We start from the raw sequence: 19,652 nt of genomic DNA, 5'->3' as shown, positions 1-19,652 counted from the left end.
GGCGAGCGCTGGCGCTCGCGCTCGACGCGCCGACTATTGCAAAAGCCCCTTGATGATGCCGCTTGCCTTGCCGAAATCCATCTGGCCGGCATATTTCTGCTTCAGTGCCGCGATCACCTTGCCCATGTCCTTCTGGCTGGCGGCACCGGTCGCCGCGATCGCCTCGCGCGCCGCGGCGGTGATGGCGGCATCGTCGAGCTGCGTCGGCAGGAAATCGCGGATGATCTCCATCTCGCTGCGCTCCTGCGCGGCCAGTTCCGGACGCTTGCCGTCTTCGAAGGCCTTGGCCGATTCTTCGCGCTGCTTCACCATCTTGGCCAGGATCTGCAGGATCGCCTCGTCGCTGGCCGGTTCCTTGCCGGCACCGCGATTGGCGATATCGCGATCGTGGATGGCGGCTTGGATCAGCCGCAATGTCGGCAGCCGGTGCTTGTCCTGCGCCTTCATCGCGCTCTTCAGGGATTCGGCGATTTTTGCGCGCATCGTGCTCTCTCCTTCGGTCGGCGCGGACAATAGCGCCCGGTGCGGACCAACGCAAACCCTGATATGTCGAGGCAAGCCTATGATATTGCTCAATGAAATAAATCGTAGCGGCATTTCCCATCATCATTGACCGACCTGCTCCCTTCCCCTATGTACTGGGCCTTGCATGAACTGAAGCTTGAGTGCGTGGAGGCAGCGAATTCGCCGCTCCGCGCCGTTTGCCGCGCAAATAGCCCGCCGGGCCTGTTTGAAGCGCGCGGCCTGATAGGAGTGCCGCCATGGCCGACACCGCGTCCACCCCCGCTTGGGCCACCGAGAAACCGACGGCATTGCTGGTGCTGGCCGACGGCACCGTCATTGAGGGTCGCGGTCTCGGCGCAACGGGTTCGGCGGTCGCCGAGGTCTGCTTCAACACCGCGCTTACCGGCTATCAGGAGATCCTGACCGATCCGTCCTATGCCGGCCAGATCGTCACCTTCACCTTCCCGCATGTCGGTAATATCGGCACCAACGGCGAAGACATCGAGGACCTCAATCCGGCTGCTCGCGCCGGTGCCGTCGGCGCCGTGTTCAAGGCCGATGTCACCAATCCCTCCAACTACCGCGCTGCCGGCCATCTCGATCAATGGCTGAAGAAGCGCGGCATCGTCGCCCTCTCGGGCATCGACACCCGCGCGTTGACCGCGTTGATCCGCGAAAAGGGCATGCCCAACGCCGTTATCGCGCATGCGCCCGACGGCGTCTTCGATCTTGACGACCTGAAACGCCGCGCCGCCGCGTGGTCCGGCCTGATCGGCCTCGACCTCGCCAAGGAGGTCACGTCAGGCCAGTCCTCGGTGTGGCGCGAGACGCCTTGGGTGTGGGACGAGGGCTTTGGCGAACAGGACGAGCCCTCCATGCATGTCGTCGCCATCGACTATGGCGTCAAGCGCAACATCCTGCGCCTGCTTGCGGGGCTTGGTGCCAAGGTGACCGTGGTTCCGGCCAAGACCGGCGCCGAGGAAATCCTCGCCATGCAGCCGGACGGCATCTTCCTGTCCAACGGCCCCGGCGACCCTGAAGCCACCGGCGCCTACGCCGTGCCGGTCATCCAGGACCTGCTCAGGACCGAGATTCCGGTGTTCGGTATCTGCCTCGGCCACCAGATGCTGGCGCTGGCGCTGGGCGGCAAGACCGCCAAGATGCATCAGGGCCATCACGGCGCCAACCATCCGGTCAAGGACCACACTACAGGCAAGGTCGAGATCGTCTCGATGAACCACGGCTTTGCCGTCGACGCCGACTCGCTGCCGTCAGGCGTCGAGGAAACCCATGTCTCGCTGTTCGACGGCTCGAATTGCGGCATCGCGCTGACAGGCCGGCCGGTATTCTCGGTCCAGCACCACCCCGAGGCCTCGCCCGGCCCGCAGGATTCGCATTATCTGTTCCGCCGCTTCGTCAACCTGATCCGCGAAAAGCGCGGCGAGGAACTGCTGGCCGAACGGGCTTAGTTCCGACAGATCCTCATATTCGTGCCCCATCTTCCGCGACGCCTTTGGTGACGGTTCCGAGTGCCGCAGGCCTCGCCACTTTCGTAACGAAGACAACGAGCGCCAGCACTAGGAAAACCGCGCCAACCAGGTAAGGCGCACCGCCGAAGGTCACTGGCGCGCTTGGCCCGGTGAACCAGGAAAAGATCGCGGTATAGAGCAGCGGCGTGACGATCGATGTGATCGAGAAGATCGACGTCATCGCGCCTTGTAATTCACCCTGCGCCGAAGGCGGCACCTTGGCGGCGGCGAGGCTCCTGAGCGGCGGGTCGGCCAGCGCTTCCAGGCAGCCGACGACGATCACCGCATAAATCATCCAACCCTGCGTCGCGAAGGCGTAGCCGAAAGCACTGAGCGCCGTGAACGCCAGACCGATCACCGCCGTCCTCCACTCGCCAAGCCTGGGAATGATGCGTGGCAGCACCGTTGCCATGACGATGGCTCCGCACAGGCCGAAAGCGCCGAGCGAAAAACCGATCTGCTGCTCGTTCCAGCCATAGCGATAGTTGGAGACGAACGACCAGACCGCCGGATACATCATGTGGCCGAGCGTCATCAGGAAGAAGACGAGCCCGATCCAGCCAATGCCTTGATATTGGCGCATCTGCAGAAGCGTGCCGACTGGGTTGGCGCGCTTCCACTCGAAGCGGCGGCGGTGCTTTTCATCGAGCGTTTCGGGCAGCAGGAACAGCGCGATCAGGAAGTTCACCAAGGCAAGTCCGGCGGCGAAATAGAACGGCACGCGCGGCCCGAAGGTGCCGAGCAGTCCGCCAAGGACGGGCCCGATGACGAAGCCGACGCCGAAGGCGATGCCGAGCAGGCCGAAATTCTTGGCCCGGTTCTCATCGTTCGAGATGTCGGCGATGAAGGCTGATGTGGTCGAATAGCTGGCGCCCGAAATGCCGGCCAGCACGCGCCCGATGAACAGCATCGGGTAGGACCAGGCTATGGCGCAGATCAGATTGTCGATGGAAAACGTCAGCACGGAGGCGAGAAGGATCGGCCGCCGGCCGAACCGGTCGCTCAACCCGCCCATGACGGGCGCGAAGAAGAACTGCATGGCCGCATAGACGAAGAACAGCCATCCGCCCTCGATCGCCGCCTCCGAGACGCCGACGCCGGTCAATTCTTGCAGGTAGGCCGGCAGCACCGGCATGATGATGCCGAATCCGATGATGTCGAGGAGCAGCGTCGTGAAGACGAGCGCAAGCCCCCGCTTGGCGGTTTTGGGATCGATCATGGTTTCGTCTGCTCCTTCCCGGCGCCTGGCGCGCAGGCGGAGGCACTTATAGGCGAGCAGGCCGTCAGGAACAATGAGGGAACAAGCAGGACGTTCGCATCCTGACACCCCCTGACGACATCCTTGCCGTCAGGTCACCCGTGAAAGAACCGGATGCTCAGATCGGGTTGTTGAACGTATCGCAGTCGGAAAGCTTGCCGCTCTTGTAGCCGCGCGCCAGCCAGGTCTGCCGCTGCGCCGACGTGCCGTGGTTGAAGCTTTCCGGCACTACGTAGCCCTGCATCTTCTTCTGCAGCGTATCGTCGCCGATCTGCCTGGCGGCATTGAGCGCGCTTTCCATATCGCCTTGCTCCAATATGCCCTTCTGCGCCGTGTAATGCGCCCAGACGCCGGCGAAGCAGTCGGCCTGAAGCTCGACGCGCACCGACATTTGATTGGCTTCGGCCTCGCCCATGCTTTGCCGCATCTGGTTGAATTTGGACATGATGCCGGTCAGATTCTGCACGTGATGGCCGACCTCATGCGCGATCACATAGGCCCGCGCGAACTCGCCCGAGGCGCCGAACTGCTGGTCCAGCTGCTGGAAGAATGTCATGTCGAGATAGACCTTGTGGTCGCCGGGGCAATAGAACGGTCCGGCCGCCGACGAGGCGAAGCCGCAGGCCGAGCGGATCTGCCCGCTGAACAGCACCAGCTTGGGGTCCTCATAGGTCAGTCCGTTGGCCTTGAAAATGCCTGTCCATGTGTCCTCGGTCTCGGCCAGCACGGTTGCCACGAACTGCTTCATCTCGTCGGAAGCCGGCGCACCGGTGCCCCCGCCCTGGCTGCCGCTGTTGTCCGTTATCTCGCCGCCGCCAGGCAGCAGGCCTCCACCGCCGCCGCTCAGCACCTGGATCGGATCGATGCCGAAGGCTTTCAGGCCGAAATAGAGCACGACGAGGATGATGATGGTCGAGATCGACATGCCGCCGCCGCTGCTGCCGCCGATCGGAATGCGGAACTGGCCGGGTCCGCCGCCACCAAATCCGCCGCCGCCGCTGCTGCGCTGGTCCTCGACATTGTCACTCTGACGACGGCCTCTCCAGAGCATGGCAACTCCCCGCGCTGCGAATTTACTGGTCGATCCGGCGCGAGGCCGGCTCCACCTCATAAACAATTATCTCAATGGTTGCGCCAAGTCACAGCATTTTTCGCAGCCGTGGCCGTGCTGGCATGTTGGCTCCGCTGCTCTGGCCGCGACTGTGGAATGTCTATGGCATCGCCGGCGAAACGAGCCAACGGCTTGGCAAAGTCCCTAGCCCGCCGTCATCGCCTTGCGGAACGCTTCCAGTGTCTCGGCACTGACATGGTGCTCTATGCCCTCGGCATCGATGCGCGCCGTCTCGGCGCTGACGCCGAGCGAACGCAAAAAAGCCTCCACCGTCTGGTGGCGAATGCGGCTCTCTTCCGCGACCTTGCGACCTGCTTCGGTCAAGAACACGCCGCGATAAGGCTTTCTGGAGACCAGCCCGTCGGCACACAGCCTGGTCAGCATCTTGGCCACTGTCGGTTGGGCGACCCCCAGCCTGGCCGCGATGTCGACCTGGCGAGCCTCGTTGCCGTCCTCGATCAGGTCGGCGATCAACTCGACATAGTCCTCGACCAGCGCGCTGCGGCGCGCTTCGCGCGTCTGCCGGAACCCTTCCGAATGGACATCGGCATCGGGCAGCGGCTCACGCGGGACCGGTCTGTTCTTCAGCGCCAATATGCGCTCCTCCTTGGCTGCCCGAAGATTGAATCGGCCCGCATTCATAGCACGGGCCCCCACAATCCTGGCGTTTATTTGCATTCGGGCCCAGGCGCAACCGCATCGCCGCCGCGTCGGAGCACGATCGATCACATCACAAAAGCATGATCAATGAAATATAGCATATTGCATAATGTTGAGCCGCGACATAGATAGGAGACATCATCCATTGCATCAAGCGGAATTCGCCATGTCCGAGACCGACGCCACCGCCATAGCCAGACCCGCGTGGCGGTTCGACAGGCCAGGCGACGAGCAGCCGAGTCTGCGCGAGGTCAATTCCTCGATCGCCGTGCCGAATTCGGGCGTCTGGTTCCGTCGCCTGTTTGCCTTCATGGGGCCGGGCTACATGGTCTCGGTCGGCTATATGGACCCGGGCAACTGGGCGACAGACCTCGCCGGCGGCGCCCAGTTCGGCTACACGCTGCTGTTCATCATCATGCTGTCCAACCTGATGGCGATCCTGCTGCAGGCGCTGGCCGCGCGTCTCGGCATCGCCACTGACCGCGACCTCGCCCAGGCCTGCCGCGCCTACTACCCGCGTCCGGTGAACTTCGTGCTGTGGATCGCCTGCGAGCTCGCCATCATCGCCTGCGACCTCGCCGAAGTGATCGGCACCGCGATCGCGCTGCAGCTCCTGTTCGGCATTCCGCTGATCGGCGGCGCCATGCTCACCGCGCTCGACGCCTTCCTGGTGCTTTTGTTGATGAACAAGGGCTTCCGCTATCTCGAAGCCTTCGTCATCGCGCTTCTGATCATCATCTTCAGCTGCTTTGCCATCCAGATCTTCGTCGCCGCGCCGCCGGCCGGCACGATCCTGCATTCGATGTTCGTGCCGTCATCCGAAATCGTCACCAATCCGGCGATGCTCTACATCGCCATCGGCATCATCGGCGCAACCGTCATGCCGCACAATCTCTATCTGCACTCCTCGATCGTGCAGACCCGCGCCTATGAACGCACCGACAAGGGCAAGCGCGACGCCATCAAATGGGCAACGACGGACTCGACCATCGCCCTGATGCTGGCCCTGTTCGTCAACGCCTCGATCCTGATCGTGTCGGCGGTCGCCTTCCACAACACCGGCCACCACGACGTCGCCGAGATCGGCCAGGCTTTCGAACTGCTGTCGCCGCTGCTCGGCCTGAGCATCGCCTCGATCCTGTTTGCCGTGGCGCTGCTTGCCTCCGGCCTGAACTCGACGGTGACCGCCACGCTTGCCGGCCAGATCATCATGGAAGGCTTCCTGCGCCTGCGCATCCCGCAATGGGCGCGGCGCCTGCTGACGCGCGGCCTCGCCATCATCCCCGTCGTGGTCGTCACCGCGCTCTACGGCGAAAAGGGCACTGGCCAGTTGCTGGTGTTCAGCCAGGTGATCCTGTCGATGCAGCTGCCCTTCGCGGTGATCCCGCTGGTCCAGTTCGTCTCCGACGGGAAGAAGATGGGCAATCTCGCCATTCCGCGCGGCGTTGCGGCGCTCGCCTGGGTGGTCGCCGCCATCATCCTGGTGCTCAACTTCAAGCTGCTCTACGACACGCTATTCGGGATCGGCTGAGATCGGCCGCGACAAAGACGCGACCCGCGCTATTTTTCGGTCTGTCATGACGACGATAGCCCAATCCCGAAGCTTCTATGCCAAGCTGATGGCTGCCCAGGCGCATTCCGCCGATCCGCGTCTTGAAGAGGTGTTCGCGGCCGTGCCGCGCGAGGCGTTTCTCGGTCCCGGCCCATGGACGATCGTCGCCGGCAAAGGCGTTATCGAGACGCCGAGCGCCGACCCGCGCTTCATCTACCAGAACGTGCTGGTGGTGCTCGATGCCGACAAGGGCATCAACAATGGCGAGCCGTTCCTGCACGCCATGTGGATCGGGAAACTCGCGCCCAGGCCCGGCGAGGCTGTCACTCACATCGGCGCCGGCACCGGCTACTACACCGCTTTGCTGGCCAGGTTGGTTTCACCTGGTGGCACCGTTGCCGCCTTCGAACTGGACGCCGATCTTGCCTCGCGGGCAAAGGCAAACCTTGCGGCCTACGAGAATGTCACTGTCATTCCTGGCGATGCCGTCACATCGGACTTGCCGCCATCGGATGCCATCTATGTCAATGCCGGCGTCGCGGCACCTCCACCCGGCTGGCTCAAGGCGCTGAAGCCGGACGGCCGCATGATCTTCCCGTGGCGCCCGGCCGAGCGCGTTCCCCTGGCCGTTCTGGTGACCCGCACCGAAAAAGGTTTTGCCTGCGACCCTTTCATGCGCTCCTGGTTCATCCCTTGCTCCGGCGCGTCGATTGCAAGCCCCGCGGCAAAAATCCCGACGCGCGACCAGGCCGCGCGCAGCCGCTCGATCTGGCTGACGGCGGACAAGTTGCCGGACCGCACCGCCACCGCGATCTTTGAGCATGTCTGGTTTTCGTCACGCAGCCTCGATGCGCGGCCTCGGGGCTGACGAACCGAAATTCGGCAGGGCCTGTCGGACGGCCAGCCAGTCATCCGTCCTTGGACTGAAGTCCGGCCCTGACGGCATGGATCGAAACAGGAGGAGCATCCCATGAGAAAGATCATAGCGGCGACATTCGTCAGCCTCGACGGCGTCATGCAAGCGCCGGGCGGCCCGGAGGAGGATCCCGTCGGCGGCTTCAAGTTCGGCGGCTGGACGTTCCACTATTTTGACGAAGTGGCGGGCGCGGCGATGGATGAACTATTCTCCAAGCCCTTCGCCCTCTTGCTCGGCCGCAGAACCTACGACATATTCGCCGCGTACTGGCCGTATCAGAAAGATCCGATCGCGGATGCCTTCAACCCTGCGAACAAATATGTGGCGACGCATCGTCCGGACTCGCTCACCTGGCAGAACACGCAATCGCTTGGGCCTGATATCGTCCCGGCGTTGCGCCGCCTCAAACAGGAAGATGGACCTGACCTGCTCATCCAGGGATCGGCCAATCTGATCCAGACCTTGCTCGCCAACGGGCTGATCGACGAGATTCGGCTGATGATCTTCCCGCTGTTGCTGGGCAAGGGCAAGCGGCTGTTCGGCGATGACGCGATGCCGGCTGCCTTCAAGCTGACCCGCTCGCAGACTTCCAGCACCGGCGTCATCATGGCGATCTACGAGCGCGCCGGCGAAATCAAGACCGGTTCCTTTGTCACGGGGGAGCCATCCGACGCCGAGCTCGAGCGGCGCAGGACCTGGAAGTAAACGCTTCTTTTCCTCTCCTCCACGTTCGTGGAGGAGAGAAACCAGGTTCTGAGAAGTCCCTCAAGCCGCCTGCGGCCGGCGCGCCAGCCCGTCGCGTATGTGCCGTGCGAACGCTTGCGCCGCCGGGCCGACGCCGTGCCTCGGCAGATGCAGGTTGATCGAGAAATTCGGCAGCGGCGGCAGGCCGGATTCGGACGGCAATATGTCGAGATCGGCCGGCACCGTGGAGGCCAGCCAGGTTGTGACGGCCAGATCGGAACGCACCGTTGCGGTCGTCGCGTCAATATTGCCGTTCTCGAACACGGTGCGCCATTCCAGCCCATGCTCGTGGAGCGCCGAAAGCACCACCGGCCGGAAGGCGCAGCTGTCGGCGACCATCGAGACCGGTAGGGGACGCTTGGCGCGCGCGAGACCGCCCTTGGCGCCGACCCACACCAGCCGATCGATGGCGAGGCACTCGCCATCCGACGCCCCCACCCGTTCCTCGATGACCGCCAGGTCGATGGTGCCGGCCGCGAGCGCCGCGGCCAGTTCCGGCGAGGAGGCGCAGACCAGCGATATCTCGACCTGCGGATAGGTTTGCGCATAGGCCTTCAGCACCGGCGCCAGCGTCGTGCCGACGAGGTCGTAAGGCACGCCGAACCGCACCTGGCCGGCCACGGCATTGGCAGCCATTTCGGCCCAGATCTCGTCGTTGAGGCTGAGCAGCCGCTTTGCCTTGCCGAACAGCCGCTCGCCGGCAGAGGTCAGCCGCAAGCCGCGCCGGTCGCGCTCGAACAGGCTGCGGCCGAGCGCCTCCTCCAGCCGCCGGACTTGCTGGCTGACGGCGCCTTGCGTCAGGTGCAGCGCATTGGCCGCCGCCGTCATGCTGGCCTTGTCGGCGACGGTGACGAAGGTGCGCATGAGCGTCGTATCGAGGTTGCGGATCATGTCCTGCATTATAGATGCTAATGCTTGTCATCGTAAACATTGCATTTACTGATATGCGGCTGCATCTAACATGAGGCCTCCGACAGAGGACGCCGCATGCTCCAACCCGTCATCCCGCTGATCCTGTTCGCCCTGGTGGCGACCAGCACGCCCGGCATCGCCACCACCTTGTCAACGGCGTCGGGCGCGCAGTTCGGCTTTCGCCGCTCCATCCCGCTGGTGGTTGGCAGCGCGGCCGGCCTGGCCACAGTCACCGGGGCGGCGGCCGCCGGACTGGCCGGCCTGCTTCTCGCCATGCCGTCCTTGCAGCTTGCCATGAAGATCGCCGGCTCACTCTACCTCGTCTGGCTGGCGCTCAAGATTGGCCGTGCGGGGGCGCCCAAGCTCGATGTGACGATGATCAAACCGAACAGTTTTCTCGGCGGTGCCGGCATTCAGTGGCTGAACCCCAAGGGCTGGGCGATGGGGCTTGGAGCCGCGGCATCCTTCGCCGCACTCGCCGACGGGCCGGCGCGGCTGGCCCTGCTGCTCGGCTCCACCTTCGGCCTCACCGCCGCCTTCTCGCTGTCGCTATGGTGTGTGGCCGGCATGCTGCTCGCCCGGCTGCTGAAGACCGAGCAGCAATGGCGCGCGCTCAATATCCTGCTCGGCCTGGTGCTGGCGGCATCGATCATTCCGATGTGGCGGCAGGCGTAAGATGGGCCTGCAGAACCTGGGTTCCTCGCCCCCGCAAGGCGAGGCGAGGAACCCGAATCCTGTCAAGCCGCGTAGCGTGCGGCTGGCTTGTCGGCGTGCAGGCTGCCGTAGAAGGTCTGCCGGGCGCCAAGGAAGGCGTCCAGCTTGGCCGTATCGGCAAGCGCGGGCACGGTGACGGCTTCGCCCCTGGCCAGGCCGACAAGGGCAGCATCGACCATATCGTCGGCGGTCATGATGATTTCCTTCGGAAGCTGGTCGATATCGCTTCCCGCGGCTTCCCAGAAATCGGTCCGGGTCGCCCCCGGCAGCACCACCTGCGCCTGGACGTCGGTGCCGGCGACCTCGCGCTGCAGGGCTTCGGTGAAGTTGACGACATAGGCCTTGGTGCCGCTGTAGATGCCGCCGAATGAGGTGTCGAAGGCCAGCACCGAGGCGATGTTGACGATAGCGCCGCGGTTGCGCGCGAGAAATCCCGGCAGCACAGCACGCGTCAACCGCGTCAGGGCGATCACATTGACCTTGATCATGCGTTCAGCCGCATCGGCGTCCGCCGTCGCAACCACCTGCGCACCGCCAAGCCCGGCATTGTTGACCAACAGCGTGACGCTGTCATCCGTCGATACCGCCCGCTCCACCCGCCGCACATCATCGTCGTCGGCCAGATCGGCACTGATCACGCTGACCTTGCGGCTATAGGCATAGCGCAGCCTTTCAGCCAATTCCTCGAGCCGGTCGGCGCGGCGCGCCACCAGCACCAGATCATATCCCTGCCCCGCCAGCCGGTCGGCATAGACAGCGCCGATGCCGGAGGAAGCGCCGGTGATGACGGCGGTGCCCTTCTTCTCATTCTTGCTCATTGTCCTGTTCCTTTCGCGCTCTTCGCTCTGGTTCGGCTTCGACGGATGCGCCGGCTGCCGAGCTTCTCGATCGTCAATTGGTGGCATATGCCACTTTCGGCGAAGTAGGTATATGCCACTATCTTGTCAACGGCGGCCGCGAAAACTATTTCTGCGGCAGGCTGGCACAGGCTTTGCCAGCGAGGAGTTGACATGACCGATCTTCAGCAACCGGGATTCAGCCGGTGCAACAATGCCACCTTGCGGCGCACCGCGCGCAGGCTCGGCCGCTTCTACGACGACGCGCTTGCGCCTTCCGGGCTGAAAGGCACGCAATTTGGCCTGCTCTTTCAGATCAGTGCCAGCAGCGAACCGGCGATGGGGACCGTTGCCGAGGCGCTGATCATGGATCTCTCGGCGCTCGGCCATACGCTGAAGCCGCTGGTCCGCGACGGCTATGTCGAAACCTTCCCCGATAAGGACGATCGCCGCGTCAAGCGCGTCCGGCTGACGCCGCACGGCCAGGCCAAGCTCGAAGAGGCGATCAGGCTGTGGAGTGTCGCCCAGCAGCGCTTCGAGGAGATGATCGGCGCGGAGCAAGCCGCGAAGCTGCGTGCGACGCTGGATGATGTGGCCTCTCTGGACCTCGAAACGCCGGCGGCCGCTCCCTCCAGTTGAAGCGGCCGCGTAAGAACCAGTGACGAAAAGCTCGGCGCCCTCTACTCCGCCGGCATGGCGACCGGCCGCGCCAGCATCCGGCCGGCCAGCACGATGCCGAGCCCGACGACGGGGAAGACGGCCGCGATGAGGCCCAGATCGGCCGGACCGCCATAGCGCAGCACGGCGCCGCCAACCACCGCGCCGAGCGCCACGCCGAGATAGAGCGCCGAGGCGTTGAGCGACAGCACGATCGGGGCAGCGTCGGGGGCGAGCTTGATGATGCGGCTCGCCTGCGCCGGCGGGAAGGCCCAGCCGACGATGCCCCATGGCACCATCATGCCCATCAGCGCCGGCCCGGCGAGATGATGTGGCAGGAAGGCCGGGATCAGCGAGAAGGTGACGAGCATGGCAGCGCTCAGCGCCAGCGACCAGCCGACGGTGCGCGTAGCGCCGAAGCGGTCCGCGGCCTGGCCGCCGGCGATGTTGCCGATGACGGCGCCAACGCCGAAAGCGAGCAGCATGCCGGGCAGCGCTATCGGGGAGAGCCCGCTGGCTTCGATGGCCAGCGGCGCGATGAAGCTGAACACGGTGAAGGCGCCAATGAGGGCAAGCGTGGTCGTCACCAGGATCGGCATCACGCCGGGACGCATTGCCGCCGCCAGCCGGCGCTTCAGCGGCAGCTTGGTGCCGATGATGCCGCGCGGCAGCCGATACCAGAGGATGACGCCGGCGAGCGCGCCGAGGCCTGCGATGGCATAGAACGTGCCGCGCCAGCCGGCTATCGCCGCGACCAGCGCACCGAGCGGGGCGCCCACCGCCACCGCCACCGTGGTGCCGCCGACGACGACGGCAATGGCGCGGGCCCGGTGATGGTCATCGACCAGCGCCACCGCCGTGCCTTGCGCGGTCGCCGCGAACAGGCCAGACGACAGCGCCATGATGATGCGCGCGGCGAGCAGCACTTCGAAGGAGGAGCTCAAGGCCGCGGCAACATTGCCGATGACGAAGAACACCAGCGTCCACAGGATGACGCGGCGCCGGTCCCATTCGCCGGTCAGCGTCGCCAGGATCGGCGTGCCGACCGCATAAGCGAGCGCGAAGGCGGTGATCAGCGTGCCGGCGAGCGGAACGGAGATGCCGGCATCCCAGGCGATGTCGGGCAGAAGGCTGGAGATGACGAAGCCTTCGGTCGAGATCGCAAACGATCCGAGCGCAAGCCAGAAGATCCGCTTGTCCATGGCGATGTGTCCTTAGTTCAAAAGTTATTGAACAATTGGACATAACCCGGCAGGATGTCAATGAAGCCAGGGAAAAATAGCACAACCATCCTGACAGCCCTGTGTCAGCACGGTCGTGAAAGGGAGAGCGGTGTGCACGGCAGACGCGGAGCGGGTGCGTTGAAATCGGCCGGAACTGTGCTTAGGTTGCAGCCATGAGCCTGCCACATCCTAATACGGACCAGATCAGCCTGCCGATCGTGCTCGCCGTGCTCGGCGACCCGACGCGGCTGGCGATCGTGCGTTATCTCGCCAGCAAGGAAGGCGTGCCGCTGAACTGCAGCAAATTCCTCGATCTCGCCTCCAAGACCAATCTGAGCTACCACCTGGCAAAGCTGCGCGAGGCCGGCGTGACTCGCGCAGAAGTGGCCGGCACCAACCGCATGATCACGCTGCGCCGCGCCGATCTCGATGCCCGCTTCCCCGGCCTGCTCGACAGCATTATTGCCGCCGCAGGCGACGATCCGGCGCTGCCGGCGGTCGGCGGCCATGATATCGAAGTGACGGCCTGACTCGCGGGATCTGGGTTCTCGCCCCCACGGAAGTGGGGAGAGGAAACGCTGCCTCACAACCGGAGCTCCCCATGCGCATTGCTGTCCTCGCCGATATCCACGGCAATGTGCTGGCGCTTGACGCCGTGCTCGCCGACCTCGAGCGGCGCGGCGGCGCGGATATCACGGTCAATCTCGGCGACAGCGTTTCGGGTCCGCTCTGGCCGCGCGAGACGTTTGCGCGGCTGGAAGCGCTGGACCTGCCGACCGTGCGCGGCAATCATGACCGCCGCGTCGCCGCCGATCCGGCCGATGAGACCATGTGGGCCTCCGACATCTACGCGCAGGAACGGCTGACCGGGGCGCAGCGCGAGGTGCTGTTCGCCCAGCCTCTGACGCTGGAGATCGCGCCCGGCGTGATCGCTTTTCATGCCAGGCCCGATCACGACGAGAAATACCTGCTCGATGCGATCGCCGACGGCCGGCTGGTGCGTGCGCCGCTGGCGGCGATCCGGCGGCGGTTGAAGGCGCTCGATCCGGCCTGCCGCCTGGCCCTGTGCGGCCATAGCCACCGGGCCGAACTGATCCGCTTGCCCGGCGGTCCGGTGATCTTCAACCCGGGCAGCGTCGGCTGTCCCGCCTATGAAGACTCGACGCCGCCGGCGCATTCCTCCGAGCAGGGCGCGCCGCATGCGCGCTATGGCATCGTCACTTCAGGCGAGCCCGGCCGGCCCGACCGTTTCGAGGCCATCGCCGTCGATTACGATCACGAGGCGGCCGCTGGCCAGGCCGAACAGGCGGGACGGCCCGAATGGGCCCATGCGCTGCGAACCGGCTTCATGCCCGGCTGAATGCTTTTTGCATTCATGCCGCGAGCAAGCGCATGCCAGGCTGAGCTCTCTCCCCGCTCTCCGATCATCGCCCTCACGCAGCTCCGTCCCTGCCGGAAGAAAATCTCGCTTCTGGACATGGCGCAGCGTCGTCGCCTATAAAATCGGCTTCGCGTGTGGCGGCGTTTTCGTATCTGGCGGTGCCTTTGGTAATGCAATCTATCGGCCACGGCGAAGTGATGAAGCGCTGGTCTACGCTCCGAACGACGCTCTTCGCGCTGATCGCCGCTCCTGTGCTTCTGACGGTGGCCCATGCCGAAGAGGGGCCGTTCATCTCCATCGTCACCGGCCTCGCCCCCGACGATCTCCTCAACGTCCGCGCCCAGCCATCGCCGATCGGCAAGACCGAGGCGCGTCTGGCCAATGGCGCCAGCGTGAACAATCTCGGCTGCATCGACGTAGACGGCCGGCAATGGTGCAAGGTCGAGGCCGAGAACCCGAAAATCAGCGGCTGGACCCCTGCCCGCTACCTGAACCCCGTCAATCCGGCTTCGCCGCCCGATCCGGATCAGGCGGATGCGGCCGCTGCCGCGACCAACAATGCAGGCCAGGCGCTCGGCGCCGCCAGCCCCGCGGCCGCTCAGCCGCCCGACCTGACGGCGCGGCTAGGCGGAGCCGACAATGCGGCTGCCCCCGCAACCACGCCGAAATCCGCCGCGGTGATCGCCATGCAGGATGCTTACGGCCTGGCGCTGGTGGCGAATGAACCGCGCACTGGGGAGAATCCGGCACAGGCGGAGGCCACCGCCGGAGGCGCCGCCATTGAAATTCCCTGTGCGCGCAATGTCGGCCAGCCGATGACCCTTTGCGCGGCAAGCGTCGAGCACAAGGGCAGCGACAAGGCCGACGTCACCGTGACCTGGCCGGACGGCGGCAGCCGCGTCATCTCCTTCTATGGCGGACTGCCCGCCGGCTCCGACGGCGACAGCGATTTCCGCTTCACCCGCGAAGGCAGCCTCAGCATGATCCGCGTCGGCATCTCGGAGCGATTCGAGATTACGGATGCCGTGGCGTTTGGGCATTAGTTTGGAAGGCAATGGGGCAGTAGGGCAGTAAGGCAATATGTGAAGTGCCTGGAGTGACTGCCCTACTGCCCTACTGCCCTACTGCCCTACTGCCCTACTGCCCTCATTTTCGGGGTTACATCCCGCAAAACTCTTCCCTATAAGGCCCTCCTAGCCTGATACCAGAATCGCAAGCACAACCGGCCGGGTCTCCCGTCCCGGTTTTTCGTGCAAGCCGCTCGCCGAACGGAATTCATAAAGATGCCAAGACGCACCGACATCAAGTCGATCCTGATCATCGGGGCCGGCCCCATCGTCATCGGCCAGGCCTGCGAGTTCGACTATTCCGGCACCCAGGCCTGCAAGGCGCTGAAGGAAGAAGGTTTCCGCGTCATCCTGGTCAATTCCAACCCGGCCACCATCATGACCGACCCGGAACTGGCCGATGCCACCTATATCGAGCCGATCACCCCCGAGGTCGTGGCCAAGATCATCGCCAAGGAACGGCCCGATGCGCTGCTGCCGACCATGGGCGGCCAGACCGCGCTCAACACCGCCCTGTCGCTGCGCCGCATGGGCGTGCTGGAGCGCTATAATGTCGAGATGATCGGCGCCGACGCCACGGCCATCGACAAGGCCGAGGACCGGGCGCTGTTCCGCGAGGCGATGAAGAAGATCGGCCTGGAAACGCCGAAGTCGATGCTGGCCAACGCCACCGACGTCAAGAACGCCGACCGCAAGACGCATGAGGCCGAACGCGCGGCACTGAAGGCCGAAAAGCCCGACAACCTCGACGCCGCGCTCGACGCGCTGGAGACAAGCTGGAACCTCGGCGAAGGCGACCGCAAGCAGCGCTACATCAGTCACGCCATGGCGATCGCCGCCCAGGCGCTCGACCATGTCGGCCTGCCCGCCATCATCCGCCCCTCCTTCACCATGGGCGGCACCGGCGGCGGCATCGCCTACAACAGGGCCGAATTCTTCGACATCGTCCAGTCCGGCCTCGACGCCTCGCCGACCACCGAAGTGCTGATCGAGGAGAGCGTGCTCGGCTGGAAGGAATACGAGATGGAGGTCGTCCGCGACAGAGCGGACAATTGCATCATCGTCTGCTCGATCGAGAACATCGACCCGATGGGCGTGCACACGGGCGATTCGATCACCGTCGCCCCGGCGCTGACCTTGACCGACAAGGAATACCAGATGATGCGCAACGCCTCGATCGCGGTGCTGCGCGAGATCGGCGTCGAGACCGGCGGCTCCAACGTTCAGTTCGCCGTCAACCCGGCCGATGGCCGCCTTGTCGTCATCGAGATGAACCCGCGCGTCTCCCGCTCCTCGGCGCTGGCCTCGAAGGCGACCGGCTTCCCGATCGCCAAGATCGCCGCCAAGCTTGCCGTCGGCTACACGCTGGACGAGCTGGAGAACGATATCACCGGCGGCGCGACACCGGCCTCGTTCGAGCCGTCTATCGATTACGTCGTCACCAAGATCCCGCGCTTTGCCTTCGAAAAATTCCCCGGCGCCGAGCCTGTGCTGACCACCGCCATGAAGTCGGTCGGCGAAGTCATGGCCATCGGCCGCACCTTCCAGGAATCCCTGCAGAAGGCGCTGCGCGGGCTGGAAACCGGCCTCACCGGTCTCGACGAGATCGAGATCCCCGGCCTCGGCTCGGCCAACAGCACTGACGACCGCAACGCCATCCGTGCAGCACTCGGCACGCCGACGCCCGACCGGCTGCGCATGGTGGCGCAGGCGATCCGCATGGGCACCTCGCTCGAAGACGTGCACGCTATGTGCAAGATCGATCCGTGGTTCCTCGAGCAGATCGCCGGGATCCTCGCCATGGAAGCCCGCATCCGGGAGCACGGCCTGCCTGAGGACGCCGCCAATCTGCGCATGCTGAAGGCCATGGGTTTTTCGGACGCCCGCCTCGCCTCATTGACGAAGAGCGACGTGGAAGTCGTTCAGAAGATTCGTGAAAAGCTCGACGTTCATCCGGTTTATAAGCGCATCGACACCTGCGCGGCCGAGTTCGCGTCGCCGACCGCCTACATGTACTCCACTTATGAAGTGCCCTTCGCCGGCGCGCTCGCCAACGAGGCGCAGGTGTCGTCGCGCAAGAAGGTGGTCATCCTCGGCGGCGGCCCGAACCGCATCGGCCAAGGCATCGAATTCGACTACTGCTGCTGCCACGCGGCCTTTGCGCTGCGCGACGCCGGCTATGAAGCGATCATGATCAACTGCAACCCCGAGACCGTGTCGACCGACTACGACACCTCGGACCGGCTCTATTTCGATCCGCTGACGGCGGAGGACGTGCTGGAGATCCTGCGCGCCGAGCAGGCGTCGGGCGAGCTGGTCGGCGTCATCGTCCAGTTCGGCGGCCAGACGCCGCTGAAGCTCGCCGACGCACTGGAGAAGGCCGGCATCCCGATCCTCGGCACCTCGCCCGACATGATCGACCTGGCGGAGGACCGCGACCGCTTTCAGAAGCTGCTGCACAAGCTCAACCTCAGCCAGCCGAAGAACGGCATCGCCTATTCGGTCGAGCAGGCCCGCCTCGTCGCCGGCGAGCTCGGCTTCCCCCTGGTGGTGCGCCCCTCCTATGTGCTGGGCGGCCGCGCCATGCAGATCATCCATGACGAGGGCATGCTGCAATCCTATCTGCTCGACACCGTGCCCGGCCTGGTGCCGGAGGACATCAAGCAGAAATACCCCAACGACAAGACCGGCCAGATCAACACGCTGCTGGGCAAGAACCCGCTGCTGTTCGACACCTATCTCAGTGGCGCCATCGAGGTCGATGTCGACTGCCTCTGCGACGGCAAGGCGACCTTTGTCTCTGGCATTCTCGAGCATATCGAGGAGGCCGGCATCCATTCGGGCGACTCGGCCTGTTCGCTCCCCGTTCACTCGCTGCCTTCGGAGCTGGTCGACGAGTTGGAGCGGCAGACGGCGGCCCTTGCCAGCGCGCTCAATGTCGGCGGGTTGATGAACGTGCAGTACGCGATCAAGGACGGCACGGTCTATGTGCTGGAGGTCAACCCGCGCGCATCCCGCACCGTGCCCTTCGTCGCCAAGACCATCGGCCGCCCCATTGCCAAGATCGCCGCCCGCATCATGGCCGGCGAGAGCCTGGAAGACGCCTTCGCCCATTACGGCGCCATGCCCGACCCTCGCAATCCCGGCCACATCGCGGTCAAGGAAGCCGTCTTCCCCTTCGCCCGTTTCCCCGGCGTCGACATCCTGCTCGGCCCGGAAATGCGCTCGACAGGCGAGGTCATGGGCCTCGACCGCGATTTTGCCCTTGCCTTCGCCAAGAGCCAGTTGGGCGCAGGCGTCGACCTGCCCCGCTCGGGCACTTTGTTCGTCTCGGTACGCGACGAGGACAAGAAGGGCATATTGCCGGCGGTCAAGCGCCTCGCCGGCCTCGGCTTCAAGGTGATGGCCACGTCAGGCACCGCCCGCTTCCTCGCCGAAAACGGCGTCGTCGCCGAGAAGATAAACAAGGTGCTCGAAGGCCGCCCCCACATCGAAGACGCCATCCGCAACCGCCAGGTGCAGATCGTCTTCAACACCACGGATGGCCAGAAGGCGGTGTCGGACTCGAAGTCGTTGCGGCGAGCGACGCTGATGCAGAAGGTGCCGTATTACACGACTCTGTCGGGTGCGGCGGCAGTGGCCGAGGCGATCGCGGCGTTGAAGGCGGGGAGTTTGGAGGTCAGGCCGCTGCAGGAGTATTTTGCTTAAGGCGACAGCCAATCAGTAAAAAATTCCGAGACGATGACTCCCACGGGAAATCAAAGGTCACTTTCTCCTCGGATTCTTAAGCGCTATCAAATAGTCGGCAGACGAATCGACACTGTTCTTTGGAAACGTTAGGCTCTTTTTATTCCGGTTCGTTTTAGAAACACCTTCAATTTGCTTCGACCATTGACCGAACGTATCTAGAATCTGCTGTATCTGCGACAGAGAAAACTTCTCCCCCTTGGCGAGAGGAGTGGGGTTACTCTTCACTTGGATGCAGGCCATTGGAGCCTGCTCACCCCACCGCCACACACTCAATCTCGATGTCAAACTCCATCGGCCAAGAAGCCACCGGCACAAAGCTCCGCGCCGGCGGGTTGGTCGAGAAATACCTGGCATAGACCCGGTTGATCGCGTTGTAGAAGCCGGAATTGACGGCGTAGATGCGCACCATCACGACATTGTCCAGCGAGGTGCCGGCCGCTTCCAGGCAGTGTTTCAGCGCCTTCAGCGACGCCTCGGTCTGCACCTCGATGTCGCCCCGCACCATCTCGCCGGTCACCATGTCCACCGGCGGTGTCGCCGAGATGAACACGAAGCCGTTGGCCCTCACCGCCGTCGAACAGGGCACGCCGAGCGCCCGCACCTTGTCCGACATGACGGGCACTTCGATGACTTCCTTTTTCACAGTGGTGCTCCCTGGGTTTGGACAGGCTAGCGCCAATTCCCCTCACCCAGCGTCCGCTTCGCTCGGCTGACCGTTCCGAGCGAGCCACGTGTCTCGCCCGTCCTTCGGACCCCCGAGGGGAGAGGAGACTTGCAGCGACGCGCCAGTCTCTTCTCCCCAGCGGGGAGAAGATGGCCGCGAAGCGGTCGGATGAGG

18 protein-coding genes are annotated in these 19,652 nt (G+C 64.5%); 10 read left to right on the top strand and 8 right to left on the bottom strand.

Annotated elements, in window-relative coordinates; all coding sequences use genetic code 11:
* Positions 1–33: 33 nt before the first annotated feature.
* Positions 34–483: a GatB/YqeY domain-containing protein gene (locus FJ443_RS23435; RefSeq protein ID WP_140524847.1), complete on the bottom strand. Its 450-nt coding sequence runs from the start codon at positions 481–483 to the stop codon at positions 34–36.
* A gap of 278 nt (positions 484–761) precedes the next feature.
* Between FJ443_RS23435 and carA the strand changes: the two genes are divergently transcribed.
* On the top strand, positions 762–1,973 hold the full coding sequence (carA, locus tag FJ443_RS23430; RefSeq protein ID WP_140555988.1) for a glutamine-hydrolyzing carbamoyl-phosphate synthase small subunit: 1,212 nt from the start codon (positions 762–764) through the stop codon (positions 1,971–1,973).
* 13 nt (positions 1,974–1,986) lie between these two features.
* On the opposite strand, the gene FJ443_RS23425 is transcribed toward carA, so the two are convergent.
* The 3 genes from FJ443_RS23425 to mntR all read right to left on the bottom strand — a co-directional run bounded on the left by FJ443_RS23425 (position 1,987) and on the right by mntR (position 4,996).
* The gene (locus FJ443_RS23425) at positions 1,987–3,288 is read right to left on the bottom strand and encodes a TCR/Tet family MFS transporter (protein ID WP_224680421.1); all 1,302 of its coding nucleotides are present in this window, start codon (positions 3,286–3,288) and stop codon (positions 1,987–1,989) included.
* A gap of 121 nt (positions 3,289–3,409) precedes the next feature.
* The gene (locus FJ443_RS23420) at positions 3,410–4,342 is read right to left on the bottom strand and encodes a neutral zinc metallopeptidase (protein WP_140555992.1); all 933 of its coding nucleotides are present in this window, start codon (positions 4,340–4,342) and stop codon (positions 3,410–3,412) included.
* Positions 4,343–4,546: 204 nt separating this feature from the next.
* The gene (gene mntR / locus FJ443_RS23415) at positions 4,547–4,996 is read right to left on the bottom strand and encodes a manganese-binding transcriptional regulator MntR (RefSeq protein WP_181165236.1); all 450 of its coding nucleotides are present in this window, start codon (positions 4,994–4,996) and stop codon (positions 4,547–4,549) included.
* 232 nt (positions 4,997–5,228) lie between these two features.
* Between mntR and FJ443_RS23410 the strand changes: the two genes are divergently transcribed.
* The 3 genes from FJ443_RS23410 (at position 5,229) to FJ443_RS23400 (ending at position 8,235) form a co-directional block, all read left to right on the top strand.
* Positions 5,229–6,593, top strand: a complete 1,365-nt coding sequence (locus tag FJ443_RS23410) for an Nramp family divalent metal transporter (protein ID WP_140555994.1) — start codon at positions 5,229–5,231, stop codon at positions 6,591–6,593.
* 46 nt (positions 6,594–6,639) lie between these two features.
* Positions 6,640–7,482, top strand: coding sequence for a protein-L-isoaspartate O-methyltransferase (locus FJ443_RS23405; RefSeq protein WP_181169820.1), 843 nt, complete (start codon positions 6,640–6,642; stop codon positions 7,480–7,482).
* 102 nt (positions 7,483–7,584) lie between these two features.
* Positions 7,585–8,235: a dihydrofolate reductase family protein gene (locus tag FJ443_RS23400; RefSeq protein ID WP_140495927.1), complete on the top strand. Its 651-nt coding sequence runs from the start codon at positions 7,585–7,587 to the stop codon at positions 8,233–8,235.
* A 60-nt stretch (positions 8,236–8,295) separates the two neighbouring features.
* Here FJ443_RS23400 and FJ443_RS23395 read toward each other — a convergent pair whose 3' ends face one another.
* Complete coding sequence (locus FJ443_RS23395) at positions 8,296–9,174, bottom strand: LysR substrate-binding domain-containing protein (RefSeq protein ID WP_281405509.1); 879 nt, start codon at positions 9,172–9,174, stop codon at positions 8,296–8,298.
* Between the two features lie 87 nt (positions 9,175–9,261).
* Here FJ443_RS23395 and FJ443_RS23390 point away from each other — a divergent pair, with 87 nt between their 5' ends.
* On the top strand, positions 9,262–9,861 hold the full coding sequence (locus FJ443_RS23390; protein ID WP_140495928.1) for a LysE family translocator: 600 nt from the start codon (positions 9,262–9,264) through the stop codon (positions 9,859–9,861).
* 62 nt (positions 9,862–9,923) lie between these two features.
* Here FJ443_RS23390 and FJ443_RS23385 read toward each other — a convergent pair whose 3' ends face one another.
* Entirely contained in the window at positions 9,924–10,718 is a 795-nt protein-coding gene (locus FJ443_RS23385; protein ID WP_140495929.1) for an SDR family oxidoreductase, read from the bottom strand.
* A 192-nt stretch (positions 10,719–10,910) separates the two neighbouring features.
* On the opposite strand from FJ443_RS23385, the gene FJ443_RS23380 reads away from it, so the two are divergent.
* Positions 10,911–11,375 (top strand): MarR family winged helix-turn-helix transcriptional regulator, encoded by a 465-nt coding sequence (locus FJ443_RS23380; protein WP_140495930.1) that lies wholly within the window; start codon positions 10,911–10,913, stop codon positions 11,373–11,375.
* A gap of 41 nt (positions 11,376–11,416) precedes the next feature.
* Here FJ443_RS23380 and FJ443_RS23375 read toward each other — a convergent pair whose 3' ends face one another.
* Positions 11,417–12,595 carry an MFS transporter gene (locus FJ443_RS23375; protein ID WP_140495931.1) on the bottom strand — a complete coding sequence of 393 codons (1,179 nt, stop codon included), beginning with the start codon at positions 12,593–12,595 and terminating at the stop codon, positions 11,417–11,419.
* A 194-nt stretch (positions 12,596–12,789) separates the two neighbouring features.
* Between FJ443_RS23375 and FJ443_RS23370 the strand changes: the two genes are divergently transcribed.
* The 4 genes from FJ443_RS23370 (at position 12,790) to carB (ending at position 18,772) form a co-directional block, all read left to right on the top strand.
* Positions 12,790–13,146 (top strand): helix-turn-helix transcriptional regulator, encoded by a 357-nt coding sequence (locus tag FJ443_RS23370; RefSeq protein ID WP_140495932.1) that lies wholly within the window; start codon positions 12,790–12,792, stop codon positions 13,144–13,146.
* 71 nt (positions 13,147–13,217) lie between these two features.
* On the top strand, positions 13,218–13,976 hold the full coding sequence (locus tag FJ443_RS23365; RefSeq protein WP_140495933.1) for a metallophosphoesterase family protein: 759 nt from the start codon (positions 13,218–13,220) through the stop codon (positions 13,974–13,976).
* A 218-nt stretch (positions 13,977–14,194) separates the two neighbouring features.
* Positions 14,195–15,040, top strand: coding sequence for an SH3 domain-containing protein (locus FJ443_RS23360; RefSeq protein WP_140555998.1), 846 nt, complete (start codon positions 14,195–14,197; stop codon positions 15,038–15,040).
* Between the two features lie 240 nt (positions 15,041–15,280).
* Entirely contained in the window at positions 15,281–18,772 is a 3,492-nt protein-coding gene (gene carB, locus FJ443_RS23355) for a carbamoyl-phosphate synthase large subunit (protein WP_140666139.1), read from the top strand.
* A 292-nt stretch (positions 18,773–19,064) separates the two neighbouring features.
* Here the strand turns inward: carB and FJ443_RS23350 are convergent, their stop codons facing one another.
* A complete protein-coding gene (locus FJ443_RS23350; protein ID WP_140524859.1) occupies positions 19,065–19,457 on the bottom strand; it encodes a RidA family protein in 393 nt (130 codons plus the stop codon).
* Positions 19,458–19,652 lie beyond the last annotated feature (195 nt).

It is taken from the genome of Mesorhizobium sp. B2-6-1, from assembly GCF_006440475.1.
Taxonomy (GTDB): Bacteria; Pseudomonadota; Alphaproteobacteria; order Rhizobiales; family Rhizobiaceae; genus Mesorhizobium.
Note: the sequence above shows the minus strand (reverse complement) of the source record. Positions and strands in the feature narration are given on the sequence as shown.